The following is a 14,453-nucleotide window of genomic DNA, read 5'->3' as shown; positions in this document are numbered from 1 at the left end:
ACGTTGACTCCATGATCCGGTTCGATCAGGTCACCAAGCGGTACGCGGACGGCACGACAGCGGTGGACGACCTCTCCTTCGAGGTCACCGAGGGCGAACTGGTCACGCTCGTCGGACCGTCCGGCTGCGGCAAGACCACCACGATGATGATGGTCAACCGGCTCATCGAGCCGACGTCGGGCCGCATCTACGTCGACGGCGAGGACATCGCGACGGTCGACCCCGTGAAGCTGCGCCGCCGCATCGGCTACGTCATCCAGCAGGTCGGCCTCTTCCCGCACCGCACGATCCTCGACAACACGGCGACGGTCCCGGCCCTGGTCGGCTGGAAGAAGGCGAAGGCCAGGGCCCGGGCGGCCGAGCTGCTCGACATGGTCGGCCTGGACCCGAGGACGTACGGCGGCCGCTACCCCGAACAACTCTCGGGCGGTCAGCGGCAACGGGTCGGAGTGGCCCGCGCCCTGGCGGCCGACCCGCCCGTCCTCCTCATGGACGAGCCGTTCGGCGCGGTGGACCCGGTGGTGCGCGAGCAGTTGCAGGACGAGTTCCTGCGGATGCAGGCGGCGGTGCGCAAGACGGTGCTGCTCGTCACGCACGACATCGAGGAGGCGGTCCGGCTCGGTGACCGGATCGCGGTGTACGGGCAGGGCCGGATCGAGCAGTTCGACACCCCGGGCGCCGTTCTCGGGACGCCCGCGACGCCGTACGTCGCCGAGTTCGTCGGCGCGGACCGCGGACTGAAGCGGCTGTCGGTCACCGAGATCGAGCCGGACGACCTGGAACAGCCCGCGGTGGCCCGGCTCGACGAGGCGGCAGCGCAGGCCGCCGCCCGGATGCGGGAGACGGGCGACCGGTGGGCCGTGGTCCTGGACGAGCAGGGTGACCTGCACGGCTGGGTCGGCCTCGACGAGGCGTCGCTGGCCGGGCAGGGCGGTCGCGTCGCCGATCTGGCGCACCGGATGAACGCCTGGGTGCCGGTCGGCGCCCCGCTGAAACAGGCGTTCGGCGTGATGCTGCAGCACGACGCGGGCTGGGTCGCGGTCCTGGACGGCTCCCGCTTCCTCGGCGTGCTGACCCCGGCGAAGCTGCACGAAGCACTGCGCCGGTCCGTCGACGCGGACGCGCAGGGGGTCGGCCGCGACGAGGTGGAGTTCGACTCGGTCGCGGACGCGTAGGTCTCTCCCTCACCGCTCGAACCCTCACCCTAAATCTCAGCTTGAGACTTCGGCCGTCGCCCGTTCTGGTCGCCGTGTCGGCTGTGCCGGTTCATGGCGCGCAGGTTCTCGTCGTGCACGCTGTCGGCGATCGGCCGGTCCGGACGGTATCCGGCCAGGTCCGGCACGGGTGGTCCACCGGTGATCTCCTGCGCGGCGAACCGGCCGAGGACCGGCGCCAGGGTCACCGCACTGTGCGAGACGAGGTGGTAGAGGCCGGGCACCTGCGCCATCGGCCCCATCAGCGGCAGACCGTCCGACGGCACGGGACGGACGCCGATGCGCGCGTCGGCGATCCGCACGCGCCCGACCCCCGGCACGAGGGCGCGGGCGCGCCGGTGCAGTTCCTGCGGCAGACCGTCGACCGCGCCCCTCAGCCGTGCGTCGATCTCCCAGGACAGAGCGAGCACCCCACCGTCGGCGGTGGGCCGCAGATCGATGCCGGGGGCGGCGAGGATCGCCGTGAGCGGGCGGCCGGGCAGCGGCCGGCTGACGGCGATCAGCCCCGGCACCCGCCGCATCGGCAGCCGCGCCCCGGCCAGAGCGGCGACCTGGTCCGCGCCGGGACCCGCGCAGTTGACGACGACATCGGCGTGCCAGGTGCGCTCCCCCGCCTCGACGCCCGTGACCCGCGCGCCGCTCGTCAACAGCCCGGTCACCGGTGTCCCGTAATGCGTCTCCACACCGCCGTGCCGTACAGCGGCGTCGAGCAGGGCGCGTACGAACCGGGGTGCGTCGAACCAGGCGGCGCTGCCGTGCACGACGACCTCGTCGGCGACGCAGGCGGCCGGGTCGACGGCGGGCGCGAGGTCACGCAGCACGGAAGCGGGGGCGATACGGCAGTCATGTCCCCACTTCCGTGCGCGCAGCGCCTTCTCCCGCAGCGCGCGGCGGTCGGCATCACCCGCCGCCCACTGGACGAGCGCAGCCGGGTGGCGCCACTGCGGCCCGCCGAGTTCGTCGGCGAGGCGCAGATGGCCGTCGGACCCCTGCCGGTTCAACCGGTAGTACGCGTACGGAGTCTTGAGGTGGGTGACATCGGCGGCGAAGGTGGCACCGGACGTCCCGGCCGCGGGCTCCGACGCCCGTTCCACCACGACGACGTGGGCGCCCGCGCGGGCGAGGTGGTAGGTGACGCAGGCGCCGAGCACGCCCGCGCCGATGACGACGACTCGGTTCATCGGCGTACCCGATTCCGGTGGTCAAGGATGGCTCGAGGCCGGCTGGGGACCGGCGCGAGAGGGGCTCGTGGAGGTGGGGGGTGGTCGTACCACGATCCCGTATCCGCTCCTCCCACACCCACCCCGTACCGGCCTACTTCAGCAGCCCCTTCTCTTGCAGGTAGTCGCGCGCGACGTCCTCGGGGAGCCGCCGCCAGCTGTCGACCTGCTGGTTGAGGGAGGCCAGGTCGTCCGTCGTGAGGACGGAGTTGAGGGCGCCCAGTGCCTTGGCCACCTTCTCGCTGCCCGCCCGGGACCGGTTGACGACGGGGACGATGTAGTCGGCGTTCTGCAGGTGCTTGTCGTCGTCGAGGAGTACGAGTCCGAAGTCGGCGAGCGTGGCGTCGGTGCTGGTGGTCAGCACCATCTGGTCCTGTCCGTTCTGCACGGCCTGCTTGGACTGGGTGGTGCCGACGCCCTTGGGGTCGATGCCGGTGATGTCGATGCCGTAGACGCTCTTCAACCCCGGTTCGCAGTAGGGCCGCTGCACGCACTCGTCGCCGGCGGCCAGCCGCACCTTCAGGCCCGACGCGCCGAGGTCGCTGAGCGACTTGAGCTTGTGCTCCTTCGCGTACGCGGCGGTGACGGCGAAGGCGTTCTGGTCGACGGCCTTGCCGGGGTCGAGGACCACGAGGCCGCGGGGCCTCGCGAGTCCGCGCAGGGCCTTCATGGTGGCGTCGAGGTCGGGTGAGCCGACGGGGGTGGCGTCGGCGCCGTTGGTCTTTGCGTTGAGCCAGTCGGCGAAGGTGGCGGCGTACTCCGGGACGACGTCGATCTGGCCCGATTCCAGGGCGGGTTCGTACAGCTCACGGTTGGAGACGGACAGCAGCTCGGTCCCGTACCCGGCGTTCTTCAGCAGCAGCGAGTACATGTTGGCGAGCAGGTCGCTCTCGGTGAACCCCGCCGAGCCGATGACAAGATGCTTGCTGTCGCCCGGCGGCGCGGTCACCTCCCCCTGGTTCTCCAGGGACGGCCCGCCGCCGCATCCGGCGACGAGCAGCACACCCGTCAGCAGCGCGAGAAGCCCGCGTACGCCGCGCCTCATCCGACCCTCCCCCGCGCCCAGGCCGGGGCAAGCCGCTCGACGATCTCGAACAGCCCCTCCACCAGCAGGGCGAACCCGGCGACCAGCACCGCCCCCGCCACCACCTGCGGCGTACTAGCGAGATTGAACCCGGCGGTGATGATGCGCCCGAGGCCCCCGCCGCCCGCGAGCGCCGCGATGGTCGCGGTGGCGACGAGCTGCACGGCGGCGATCCGCACACCGTTCATGATCATCGGGAGTGCGAGGGGCACCTCCACCTTCCAGAGCATCTGCGACCCGGTCATGCCCATCCCGCGCGCGGCCCGCACCACATCGCGGTCGACGCCGCGCATGCCCACGTACGCGTTGGTGAGCAGGGGCGGCACGGCGAACAGGACGAGCGCGACGACGGTGGGCCCCTCTCCGTACTGTCCGAGAGGCGTGAGGAGCAGCAGCACCAGGACGGCGAAGGTGGGGACTGCCCGTCCCACGTTGGAGATGTTGACGGCGAGCGCCCCACCTTTGCCGAGGTGTCCGAGCACGAGGGCGATGGGCAGGGCGATCAGACAGCTCACGACCAGGCAGACGACCGTGAGCAGAAGATGCTGCTGGAGCCGGAGCCAGATGCCGTCGTCGCCCGACCAGTGCGCGGAGTCGGCGAGCCAGTTCCAGGCGTCGGTGAGGGTCTTCACGCGCGGCTCGCTCTCGTCCAGGGGGTGAGCAGCCGCCCGACCCCCAGGAGTAGCAGATCAGCGACGACGGCGATGACGACACACAGCACCGACGCGGTCAGCACCTGCGCCTTGAAGTACGTGTTCATCCCGGAGTAGATGAGATTCCCGAGGCCGCCGTACCCGACGATGGCGCCGACGGTCACCAGGGACACGGCCGACACGGTGGCGATGCGCAGGCCGGCCATGGCGGCGGGCAGCGCGAGCGGCAGCTCCACGGTGAGCAGCAACCGGATCGGCCCGTACCCCATGCCCCGGGCGGCCTGCCGGGTCTCCTCGGGGACGGCGCGCAGCCCGGCGAGGATGTTCCGCACGAGGAGCGTCAGCGAGTACAGCACCAGTCCGGCGATGACGAGCGAGGCGGACAGCCCGTACGCGGGCAGCAGCAGCGAGAACATGGCCAGCGACGGAATCGTGTAGAGCACGGTCGTCACGGCGAGCACGGGCCCCGCGGCCCACCCCCACCGCCGTGCCAAGACGGCCAGCGGAACGGCGATGACCAGCGCGACGGCGACGGCGACGACCGTGATCTGGAGATGCTGCAGCACGGCGTCGACGAGGATGTGCCGGCGCGTGCTCAGATACTCGCCGCAGATCCAGTCGTTGCGGGCGAGACAGTCGTCCGGCGGCGCGTCCGCCACGGCGGTCACAAGGGGCACTCGTCCATTCCAGTGGCCCGCGCGGCACTCGGCGCGCTGGGGTGACCCGTACGGGCGTCGCCCGGCGTCCCACTCGCCCGACGGGGCGCCGGACGACGGATGGGCCGGAGCCCGCCCCGCGCCCCGCGCCCGGCGCCGCGCCACGGCACCGAGTGAGGGGCGACTTCCCGCCACGAGACTGACGCGGCCCGGCCACGGGTCTAGGTTGTCCGACATGAGCAATCTTGATCGCGAGGCGGTCCCTTCCGTGTGCGGCGGCCGGGGATTCGTCGTGGCGGAACCCGTCCGCGAACTCCTCAGCCCGCGTCGCGTCCGGCTCGGCGCATCGACGGAGGTACGCCGGCTGCTGCCGAATCTGGGCCGCCGGATGGTGGGAGCCTGGGCCTTCGTCGACCACTACGGCCCGGACGACATCGCCGACGAGCCCGGCATGCAGGTGCCGCCCCACCCGCACATGGGCCTGCAGACCGTCTCCTGGCTGCACGACGGCGAAGTTCTGCACCGCGACTCGACCGGCAGCCTGCAGACGATCCGCCCCCGCGAACTGGGCCTGATGACCTCGGGCCGCGCGATCTCCCACTCGGAGGAGTCCCCGCGCCCGCATGCCCGCTTCCTGCACGGCGCCCAGCTCTGGGTCGCCCTCCCGGACGCGCACCGCCACACGGACCCGCACTTCGAACACCACGCGGCGCTCCCGACGGCGACGGCCCCCGGCCTCACCGCGACCGTCGTCCTGGGAACCCTCGACGGGGCCACGTCCCCCGGCACGACGTACACCCCGATCGTCGGCGCCGACCTGTCCCTCACCGGCGGCACCGACGTCCGCGTCCCGCTGGAGCCCGACTTCGAGTACGCCGTCCTGTCGATGTCCGGCGAAACCCACGTCGACGGAGTCCCGCTCCTCCCCGGCTCCATGCTCTACCTCGGCTGCGGCCGCACCGAACTTCCCCTGCGCGCCGAGTCGGACGCGGGCCTGATGCTGCTCGGCGGGGAGCCGTTCGAGGAGGAGTTGGTGATGTGGTGGAACTTCATCGGCAGGTCGCAGGACGATATCACTCAGGCCAGGGAGGACTGGATGAGTGGGTCGCGATTTGGGGATGTGAAGGGGTATGACGGAGGGCGGCTGGATGCGCCCGAGCTGCCGCCGGCTCCGCTTAAACCCCGAGGTCGAGTGCGTTGAGCGGACTGATCTCGGCGTGGTCCACGGGGAGTCGGGCGAGCAGCGGAGTCGACTCGCCCGACTTCCCTCCAACGCGATCGCAAACGCTTCTCGGAACGCCTGAACCCGCATCTACGAGTCGCAAGTTTCGTCAGCTGTAGGCAGCTTTAGTCGGACTGATGCTGACCCAATGCTGACTTTCGTGACGCTTCGTCAGGTTCAAGCCGACGACCGACCGCGGCCCCGCCCCGGCCTCCTGAGCTCGTGCTTCTGTGGCCAGAGCCGAACCGCCGCGCTCAAGGCTCAGTGACCCCGGCGCGGCGGAACGGCCTCCCCCCGGGAACGATGCTGACTAGAGGAGCCGGTTGCACGGTTCCTACAAATCACTGCGGAGGCGCAGCGCACAGATTCTGCACGGGGGGGCAGCCAGCTCGTGCGAACACTCCCAGTCGTCGAGACCCCCTTCCCCCAACTCTGTTCGCACTCCGGCAGCGCCATCAACAAGACCAAGGAGCGGTGGCGGTGCGTGAAGGGGACCGCCTGCCGACTGCCCGCTCTGATCGCCTACGCCGCGCAGCGCGACTGCCTTGACATCAACGGCCTGGGCAAGACCTACGTGGATGCGCTCGTCGCCTCCGGTACGGTCACGACGTCGCCGACCTGTACCTGCTCGACCTGGCGACGCTGACCAAGGCCTCCGGCAGCGAGAAGCGCGGCGCCAAGCTCGTCGAGCAGATCCAGGCCGCCAAGGCCAAGCCGCTCAGCCGACAGCTGTGCGCGCTCGGCATCCGCGACACCGGCCGCCGCCTGTCTCAGCGGATCGCCGCTCACTTCGCCACGATGGACGCGGTCCGCGCGGCGGACGCCGAAGCCATGCGTGAGGTTGAGGGCATCGGCACCGAGAAGGCGCCGGGCATGGTCGAGGCGCGGGCCGAACTCGGGCCGGTGATCGACAAGATGGCCGAGGCCGGTGCCACGATGACCGAGCCGGTCGACGAGAGCGCCGGGCGGGGCCCGCTGGCCGGTGAGGGCTGCAAGCCGCTGAAGGTCGTCGTCACCGGGAAGATGACCGGCCCGCTCGCCGAGTTCGGCCGCAGCGCCATGAACGACCTCGTCAAGCGCGCGGGCGGCAAGGACAGCAGCAGCGTCACCGCGTAGACCGCCTACCTTGTCTCCGCCCCCGCGGCGGGCGGCAAGCTGAGCTCCAAGGCCACCAAGGCCCAGGAGCTCGGCGTCACGGTCCTAACCCCCGAGGCGTTCGCCGAGCTGGTCGCCGACTTCCTGCAGTTCGGGGACGTCTGCGCACACGTAACCGCCCTGGGGCGCGCATCCAGCGGATGCGCGCCCCAGGGCGGTTGGGACTCCCCCTCTTTTAGAGGAGAAACAGGATCTTCACCAGCAGCGTGACGAAGGTGGCGACGCCGAGCTGGAGGCCGATCGCGGCGGCGAAGGCCTTCAGGCCGCGCAGGACGGCCTGGGGGGCACGGCGGTGGGTGTGCCAGTCGAGCAGGCCCACGATGACGCCGGCCAGCACGGCCGCCAGGACGATGATCGCCAACACCCCGGCGATGCCGAAGAACTTGAGTGCGATGAGCACCAGGACCTCCTCACCCGCGCTGTGTTCCGGCCCTCGGAACGCCTGCGGGCTTCCCCAAAACTGGGGTCTGTCGGAGAAGGCCATGAGATTCTGGCAGTCGCTCTGGACAGTTCGGGAGAAGCAGCAGATCACCACCTATCCAGAGGTCCACCCCCTGGAGTCGCTCTCGAAGAGGAGCCGCGGTGGCCACAGAGATCAAGACCGATCTCCTGATCGCGTTCGGCGCCGAACTCCGTGCTTTGCGCCGGGGGTCGGGCCTGTCGCAGAGCCAGATTGCAGACCCCGCGGCCGCCAACTTCAGCGTCAAGACGGTCTCGGCGAAGGAGCGTGGTGTCGGCTCCCAGGCTCCCGAGGAACCCTTCGTCAAGCTGTACGTCCAACGCTGCCGCGATCACGCCGAGCGTCGCGGAAGTCTTCCGGACCGTGCCTACGACCTGAAGACCTGGGAGGACGCACGCACGCGCCTGGAGGACGCCCTCTTCGAGCGGGCTTCGGTCGTCCGCAAGGGCGTCGTGGATCCTGTCGGCTCTGTGCAGAAGCCAGAGGGCGAGGACCCGCCTGCCTGCTCTCAGGCCACCATGCACGAGCGGGGCCCGACCACGGATCTGGCTGCGACCGCTCGGTTCCGCAGACTCGACGCGTGGACGCCCAAGGAGTTCGGGGTCCAGTCCCCCGTGGGCTCGCCGCACCCCGCCCTCACGCGAAGCGTCGGCCCGGACTACCTGCCGCGTACCTTCGACCATGCCCTGCGCCAGGACCTGCTGCACGGTCACCAGGACACTTCTAGGTGCATCGCGCTCAGCGGCTGGTCGTCGGTCGGCAAGACCCGCTCGGCGTGGGAAGCCGCGTCAGCGGTGCTGCCCGCCGGCACGCCACTCGCCCGGCCCGACGACGCCGGCGAGCTACTGGCCCTGCTGGCGGGCCCCGTCCCGGCCGGCGCCGTCGTCTTCCTCGACGATGCCGCCCGGCACTTCAAGGAGCCTGAACTCCACGATGTTGCCCGTCAGCTGCAGGGCCTTCTTGAGCGCCCGGAGCCGGTGGTCGTGCTTCTCACTGTCCACCCGCTGACTCTGGGGCAACTCGAGGAGCTGACTGATGACCCCGAGCGCGACGGACGAGCCAAGCGGGCCCTGCGTCTGATCGATACAATCCACGAAGTCGACGAGCAGCTTCCCGACCTGACCGATGCGCGTCAGGCGGCAAAGGTCGACCCGCAGCTCAGGGACGCTCTGGAGGCTGCGGCCGACACCGGCCGCCTCATCCCGATGATCACCGGCGGGCCCCAGCTGGTCAGCCGTCTCGCGCGCCTGGCCCCGGATACGCGCGCCCTGATCGTCGGCGCCACCGACTGCCGGCGGCTGGGACACACCGGGCCTCTGACAGACGCCCTTCTGGCGGACGCGGCTTTCGCCCACCTGGACCGGCACGAGCGGGCCAGGACAGGGGGCGCATGGCTGTCCGACGCTCTGCACGCCGCCGGACGCAGGGTCACCGGGCAGGTGGCAGCCCTCTATCCCGTCAACCACTCGTCGGTCTACCAGATCGAGGGATACGACGTGTCGCCCTACCTCATCAACCACCGCGACCGACAGCAGGCCCCCATCCCGGACCATGTCTGGCAAGCGCTTCACGACAACTTGGCCGACGGCGACCAGCTGATGCTGCTCGGCCACGCCGCGCACAGCCGCGCCGTCTACCGCTGGGCGCACCGATACTTCACCCGTGCCCACCTGCTGAAGCACCACGACGCGCGCCGCGCACTGCAGCGGCTTCTCCATGAGGTGCACTGGACGCCACCGGTCCCGGCCGCTCATCTCGCCAGGCCGGCGTCTGTTGAGCCGCGACGTGCCCAGAACAACGACGAGGAGACCGTGGATGCCTTCGACGCTCTCGTCGATGAAATGCTCGCCGATGACGAGGCGGCGACGGATCCGCTCGGATCGGACGGCGTCTACATGGAAGGGCTGGGCCACAGCATCGGCCTGCACGCGAAGAGTGCAGTTGAGGAGCTCCCCGTTCGTCCCGACGTGCTACGCAAGCTGGACTTCGGCGGCGACTGGCGACGCTGGTACAGCGAATTGTGGGAGGACCTGGAGGATTCCTCCTACGCGCGCAGGTCGGGAAACACGAGCCTCCTCGTCCAGGTCCTGCGTGCCTTTCCTGAGGATGACCTCGAAAGCCGTCTGGGTCTGGTCTGGTACTGGGAGCGCCACAACGATGCTGACGACCCGGGCAACCTGCAAGAGCGCAGAGAGATCCTCGAGCGCGCCCTGGTGGCCGGCATCAGCGTTCACGAAGTCTGCAGCCGCCTGCAGAAGATGGCCGCACGGGCCCACGACTGGGAGGAGCTCGACCGCGTCACCGCTTACGACGGCGTCGTGGCGCTCCAACGGGCGGCCTGGCTGTATGAAGAAGCCGGATTGATGGACAGAGCAGAACGGAGATACCAAGACCTGTCCGAGCGCTTCGGCGTGCACAGAGAGCTGCTCGCGTTCTGGTGTCGTACCGGTCGCGGCGCTCGTGCCGAAGCCGTCCTTCGTCAGCAGATCGTCGCTGGCAACCGGCAGGCGCTGCTGCAGCTCATCGGCATGGTGCGGGACGACGGCAGAGCCGCTGAAGCTGCGGCACTTCGTCGCTCGGGGCTCGAGCCGGACGGCTCGACATCCACGTGGACTCCTCCGCCGAACACGTGATGATCGCTCCTGCCGAGATGACGCCCGCTTCTTCGCCACCCCACGTGCCGCTCATAGGGCGGCCTTGATGAGCTGCCCTAGGACGGCGCGGGACGGGGAGCTCATCCTGTTGGTAGCTGCGTCCTTGGGAATGCGCTGGGCGAGGGCGCGGTCCTCTGCCGGGAGATCCTTTACGGCCTCCGGCGTGTAGACACTATCGAGTCCCGCGGCGAGCCGCGGTCCTCTCAGCTCGACCGCGAAGAAGTCTGGCAGCGAGCAGGGCACGTACCGGGCTTCCCGAGCGCGAGTCCCTCTTCCTCAATCTGTACCGGTACGAGGTGCAACAGGCCTGCGACGTGGCGGCCCGGCTTCGGGAGACCGGAGTTACCCCGTCAGCCGAAACAGTGCATTTTACGCTCCAGTTACCACGAAATAGTCAACATGGTCACCTGCGGCGGCCAGGCCACCATTCCGATCGTCGCCGCGGTCGACGCGGTCACCTCGGTCCACTACGGCGAGAGCGTCGCCTCGATCTCCTCCCGCTCGGCAGGCCCCGGCACCCGCGCCAACATCGACGAGTTCACGGAGACGACCTCCTCAGCCATCGAGCAGGTCGGCGGCGCGGCCCGCGGCAAGGCGATCATCGTCCTCAACCCGGCCGAGCCCCCGCTGATCATGCGGGACACCGTGCACTGCGTCGTCTCCGCCTGCGCCGAGGAGGCTGTCACGGCGTCGGTCGAGGAGATGGTCGGCCGCGTCCAGGCGTATGTGCCCGGCTACCGCCTCAAGCAGAAGGTGCAGTACGAGACGGTCCGTTCCGGCGACCCGCTGGATTCTCTGGCCCCCTCCGACACCGGCGAGGCGCTGAAGGTGTCGGTCTTCCTCGAAGTCGAGGGTGCCGCCCACTACTTGCCCGCCTACGCCGGGAACCTCGACATCATGACGTCGGCCGCGCTGCGCACCGCCGAGCGCATGGCCGCGCACCACGCGACGGAGGCCACCAAGTGACCAGTCTCTACGTCCAGGACGTGACCCTGCGGGACGGCATGCACGCCGTCCGTCACCGCTACGCCACCGGACAGGCCCGCTCCATCGCCACCGCCCTCGACACCTCCGGGGTCGCCGCCATAGAGATCGCGCACGGCGACGGCCTCGCGGGCTCCAGCGTCAACTACGGCGTCGGCGCACACACCGACTGGGAGTGGATCGAGGCCGTCGTCGACGCCACGAACAGCGCGATCCCCACCAGGCTCCTCCTCCCGGGCATCGGCACCATCCACGACCTCAAGCAGGCCCACGCGCTCGGCATCCGCTCGGTGCGCGTCGCCACGCACTGCACCGAGGCCGACATCGCCGCCCAGCACATCGCCGCGGCGCGGGAGTTGGGCATGGACGTCGCCGGATTCCTGATGATGTCCCACCTGGCCGAGCCCGCCGAACTCGCCCGCCAGGCCAAGCTGATGGAGTCCTACGGCGCGCACTGCGTCTACGTCACCGACTCGGGCGGCCGTCTCACCATGGATGGCGTACGCGACCGGTTCCGCGCGTACCGCGACGTCCTCGACCCCGCCACCGAGCTGGGCATCCACGCCCACCACAACCTCGCGCTCGGCGTCGCCAACACCGTCGTCGCCGTGGAGGAGGGTGTAACCCGCGTCGACGCCTCCCTCGCCGGCCAGGGCGCGGGCGTCGGCAACTGCCCACTTGAAGCGTTCGTCGCGGTCGCCGACCTGATGGGCTGGAAGCACCACTGCGACCTGTTCCCGCTGATGGACGCCGCCGACGACCTCGTACGACCGCTCCAGGACCGTGAAGTACGCGTGGACCGCGAGACGTTGAGCCTCGGCGACGCGGGCGTCAACTCCAGCTTCCTGCGCCATGCGGAAGCGGCGGCGGCCCGCTACGGCCTGGACACCCGCTCCATCCTCGTCGAGGTCGGCCGCCGCGGCATGGTGGGCGGCCAGGAGGACATGATCACGGACATCGCCCTCGACCTGACGGCGCGAGACGCGAAGTGAACGACTCGGCGGCCCGGTTGAAGGTCGGCATCCGAATCCCGCCCTGCGACCGCGCCGACCGGATCGTGGCGACGGTGCGCAGGGCGGAGGAACTCGGCTTCGACAGCGCGTGGTTCCCCGACTCACAGCTGCTGTGGCGTGATGTGTTCACCACGCTCACCCCCGCCGCGCTCGGCACGGAGCGGATCGGTCTCGGCACCGCGGTCACCCATCTGGTGACCCGCCATCCGGCCGTCGTTGCCTCCGCCGCGCGGAGCGTCGCCGAACTGGCCCCGAGGCGCTTCACCTTGGGGCTCGGCGTGGGCAACAGTTCGGTCGGGCCCGTCGGTCTGCGGCAGAGCACGAACGCCGCGATGCGCGAGGGGCTCACTGTGCTGCGCGCGCTTCTGGACGGTGACGAGTGGGAGTTCGCCGGCCCGGCGGGACCGGTCCGATCCCGGTTGCGCGACCCGCACCCGGCCGTTCCGCCGCACTTGGCGGCGAGCGGGCCGAGGAACCTCCGGCTCGCCGGGGAAGTGGCCGACGGCATCATCCTGCTCAGTGGCGTCTCGCCGCGCACCCTGGAGGGCGCCACGACCCTGGTGCGGGAGGGCGCGCAGGCGGCGGGCCGTGCGGCAAAGACGCTGCCGCTCACGGTGTCCGCCTACTGCGAGGTGACCGACGACATCGAGGCGGCGGCCCGCCGGATCAAACCCGTCTGCGCCTCGATCGCCCAGAACGGCGGCGCCCCGTTCCTAGTAGGACTCCGTTAGGTCTTCCGAATGGTCCTGATCAGGAGCATGTTGGATGGGTGGACGCACATGAAGTGAAGCGTGTCCGGGCGACGTTGGCGCTGTTCGTGGCGGATGTGTTTGCGTCGGTGTCGCGCAAGGACCAGCGGGCCAAGGGCGACTGCTATCTGCGGGGTCTGATGCTGGACGGGCGCCGCAAGTCGATCCAGGCGATGGCCTCGCGGCTGCCGGACGGTAACGAGCAGAACCTGCAGCAGTTCGTGAACCAGTCGACCTGGGATCCGGTGCCGGTGCAGCGGCGGATCAATGAACGTCTGCTGCCGCTGGTCAATCCGGTGGCCTGGGTGATCGACGATGTGTCGGTGCCCAAGGACGGCCGGATGTCGGTGGCCGTGGCCCCGCAGTACTGCGGGGCCCTGGGCAAACGCGCCAACTGCCAGGTCGCTGTCAGTGTCCACGCGGCGAGTGACACCGCCTCGTGCCCGCTGCAATGGCGACTGTTCCTGCCCGCCGAATGGGACTCGGACGACGACCGCCGGGCCAGAACCCTCATTCCGCCGGACGTCACGCACCGGGAGAAGTGGCGGCTGGCCCTGGAGATGCTCGATACCCTCGCCGAGTGGGGCATGTCGCCGCCGGCGGTGGTGGCCGACGCCGCTTACGGCACCAACGCCCACCTGAGGGCCGCCCTGCACAACCGCCACCTCGCCTACGTACTGGCCATCCGCGCCGATGTGACGGCCCATCCGTTCGACGCTGAGCCCGAGGCCCCGGCCCGCAAGGGGATGGTCGGCTGTTGGCCGCAGCCCCGCTACCGCCACCGGGCACCCTCCGTGGGAACCCTCGCCGCCGGGCTTGGGCGCCTGGCCTTCACCCCGCTCACCTGGCGCCAGGGCTCACGAGGCGAGTTGCGTTCCCGCTTCGCCGCCGTGCGGGTCCGGCCGGCCGGCACAGCCGTCGAGCGCCCGCTCAAATCCACCGCCTCGGCCGAGCAGGGCTGGTGGGACGGGATTCTGCCGGACTGCTGGCTGCTGGTCGAATGGCCCGCAGACGCGGAGACACCCACCGAGTACTGGCTGTCCAACCTGCCGGCCGACACTCCGGTCGCCGACCTGGTCACTCTGGCCAAAGTCCGCTGGCGCATCGAGCACGACTACCGCGAACTCAAACACGGCCTGGGACTTGACCACTTCGAAGGCCGGTCCTGGCCCGGCTGGCATCACCACGTCACCCTGGTGACCGCCGCCCAAGCCTTCCTCACCGAACAGCGCCTGTCCCCAAAAGTCCCCGCACCGGACTCACCCTCTACCAAGTCCTCGACGCCCTTCAGAACACGCTGAGGTGTTGGACCGGTATCTGCACCACCTGCCACCAGCCCCTACCGAGCCGACCTCCGAGAGCAAGACAGATCTAACGGAGTCCTACTAG

At 70.1% G+C, this 14,453-nt stretch carries 13 protein-coding genes and 2 pseudogenes; 10 read left to right on the top strand and 5 right to left on the bottom strand.

Annotation, left to right across the window (positions count from 1 at the left end; translation table 11 throughout):
* Positions 1 to 11 precede the first annotated feature (11 nt).
* A complete protein-coding gene (locus B072_RS0129855; protein ID WP_018533627.1) occupies positions 12 to 1,175 on the top strand; it encodes an ABC transporter ATP-binding protein in 1,164 nt (387 codons plus the stop codon).
* A gap of 29 nt (positions 1,176 to 1,204) precedes the next feature.
* On the opposite strand, the gene B072_RS44350 is transcribed toward B072_RS0129855, so the two are convergent.
* The 4 genes from B072_RS44350 to B072_RS0129835 all read right to left on the bottom strand — a co-directional run bounded on the left by B072_RS44350 (position 1,205) and on the right by B072_RS0129835 (position 4,839).
* Positions 1,205 to 2,395, bottom strand: coding sequence for an NAD(P)/FAD-dependent oxidoreductase (locus B072_RS44350; RefSeq protein WP_018533626.1), 1,191 nt, complete (start codon positions 2,393 to 2,395; stop codon positions 1,205 to 1,207).
* A gap of 133 nt (positions 2,396 to 2,528) precedes the next feature.
* Positions 2,529 to 3,479 (bottom strand): ABC transporter substrate-binding protein, encoded by a 951-nt coding sequence (locus B072_RS0129845; RefSeq protein ID WP_018533625.1) that lies wholly within the window; start codon positions 3,477 to 3,479, stop codon positions 2,529 to 2,531.
* Positions 3,476 to 4,150 carry an ABC transporter permease gene (locus B072_RS0129840; protein ID WP_018533624.1) on the bottom strand — a complete coding sequence of 225 codons (675 nt, stop codon included), beginning with the start codon at positions 4,148 to 4,150 and terminating at the stop codon, positions 3,476 to 3,478. Before B072_RS0129840 ends, B072_RS0129845 begins: the two co-directional genes overlap by 4 nt.
* Positions 4,147 to 4,839 (bottom strand): ABC transporter permease subunit, encoded by a 693-nt coding sequence (locus B072_RS0129835; RefSeq protein ID WP_018533623.1) that lies wholly within the window; start codon positions 4,837 to 4,839, stop codon positions 4,147 to 4,149. Before B072_RS0129835 ends, B072_RS0129840 begins: the two co-directional genes overlap by 4 nt.
* A gap of 223 nt (positions 4,840 to 5,062) precedes the next feature.
* Here B072_RS0129835 and B072_RS0129830 point away from each other — a divergent pair, with 223 nt between their 5' ends.
* From B072_RS0129830 to B072_RS49405, 4 genes and pseudogenes are all read left to right on the top strand, one after another.
* Entirely contained in the window at positions 5,063 to 6,028 is a 966-nt protein-coding gene (locus B072_RS0129830) for a pirin family protein (RefSeq protein WP_026246441.1), read from the top strand.
* A 412-nt stretch (positions 6,029 to 6,440) separates the two neighbouring features.
* Complete coding sequence (locus B072_RS49415) at positions 6,441 to 6,695, top strand: hypothetical protein (protein ID WP_234018951.1); 255 nt, start codon at positions 6,441 to 6,443, stop codon at positions 6,693 to 6,695.
* A pseudogene (locus B072_RS49845) lies at positions 6,668 to 6,856 on the top strand (hypothetical protein); the annotation flags it as partial. The gene B072_RS49415 and the pseudogene B072_RS49845, both read left to right, overlap by 28 nt.
* A gap of 24 nt (positions 6,857 to 6,880) precedes the next feature.
* Positions 6,881 to 7,165: a hypothetical protein gene (locus B072_RS49405; protein WP_234018950.1), complete on the top strand. Its 285-nt coding sequence runs from the start codon at positions 6,881 to 6,883 to the stop codon at positions 7,163 to 7,165.
* A gap of 214 nt (positions 7,166 to 7,379) precedes the next feature.
* On the opposite strand, the gene B072_RS0129815 is transcribed toward B072_RS49405, so the two are convergent.
* Complete coding sequence (locus tag B072_RS0129815; RefSeq protein ID WP_018533621.1) at positions 7,380 to 7,604, bottom strand: hypothetical protein; 225 nt, start codon at positions 7,602 to 7,604, stop codon at positions 7,380 to 7,382.
* A 182-nt stretch (positions 7,605 to 7,786) separates the two neighbouring features.
* Here B072_RS0129815 and B072_RS0129810 point away from each other — a divergent pair, with 182 nt between their 5' ends.
* The 5 genes and pseudogenes from B072_RS0129810 to B072_RS0129785 all read left to right on the top strand — a co-directional run bounded on the left by B072_RS0129810 (position 7,787) and on the right by B072_RS0129785 (position 14,365).
* Positions 7,787 to 10,297 carry a helix-turn-helix domain-containing protein gene (locus tag B072_RS0129810; protein ID WP_018533620.1) on the top strand — a complete coding sequence of 837 codons (2,511 nt, stop codon included), beginning with the start codon at positions 7,787 to 7,789 and terminating at the stop codon, positions 10,295 to 10,297.
* A gap of 414 nt (positions 10,298 to 10,711) precedes the next feature.
* Positions 10,712 to 11,284 (top strand): annotated as a pseudogene (locus B072_RS44340) (acetaldehyde dehydrogenase family protein); the annotation flags it as partial.
* On the top strand, positions 11,281 to 12,294 hold the full coding sequence (gene dmpG, locus B072_RS0129795; RefSeq protein WP_018533617.1) for a 4-hydroxy-2-oxovalerate aldolase: 1,014 nt from the start codon (positions 11,281 to 11,283) through the stop codon (positions 12,292 to 12,294). The pseudogene B072_RS44340 and the gene dmpG, both read left to right, overlap by 4 nt.
* On the top strand, positions 12,291 to 13,046 hold the full coding sequence (locus B072_RS44335; protein ID WP_018533616.1) for an LLM class flavin-dependent oxidoreductase: 756 nt from the start codon (positions 12,291 to 12,293) through the stop codon (positions 13,044 to 13,046). Before dmpG ends, B072_RS44335 begins: the two co-directional genes overlap by 4 nt.
* A 38-nt stretch (positions 13,047 to 13,084) precedes the next feature.
* Positions 13,085 to 14,365: an IS701 family transposase gene (locus B072_RS0129785; RefSeq protein ID WP_078506519.1), complete on the top strand. Its 1,281-nt coding sequence runs from the start codon at positions 13,085 to 13,087 to the stop codon at positions 14,363 to 14,365.
* Positions 14,366 to 14,453: the final 88 nt, after the last annotated feature.

The organism is Streptomyces sp. HmicA12, from assembly GCF_000373565.1.
Taxonomy (GTDB): domain Bacteria; phylum Actinomycetota; class Actinomycetes; order Streptomycetales; family Streptomycetaceae; genus Streptomyces.
This window is presented reverse-complemented; position numbering and strand designations above follow the sequence as displayed.

What these genes read in the sequence shown, in the direction of transcription:
- B072_RS44350 (WP_018533626.1), bottom strand. Translation starts at nt 2,395, where the DNA reads ATGAACCGAGTCGTCGTCATCGGCGCGGGCGTGCTCGGCGCCTGCGTC.
- B072_RS0129855 (WP_018533627.1), top strand. Translation starts at nt 12, where the DNA reads ATGATCCGGTTCGATCAGGTCACCAAGCGGTACGCGGACGGCACGACA.
- B072_RS49405 (WP_234018950.1), top strand. Translation starts at nt 6,881, where the DNA reads ATGCGTGAGGTTGAGGGCATCGGCACCGAGAAGGCGCCGGGCATGGTC.
- B072_RS0129830 (WP_026246441.1), top strand. Translation starts at nt 5,063, where the DNA reads ATGAGCAATCTTGATCGCGAGGCGGTCCCTTCCGTGTGCGGCGGCCGG.
- B072_RS0129845 (WP_018533625.1), bottom strand. Translation starts at nt 3,479, where the DNA reads ATGAGGCGCGGCGTACGCGGGCTTCTCGCGCTGCTGACGGGTGTGCTG.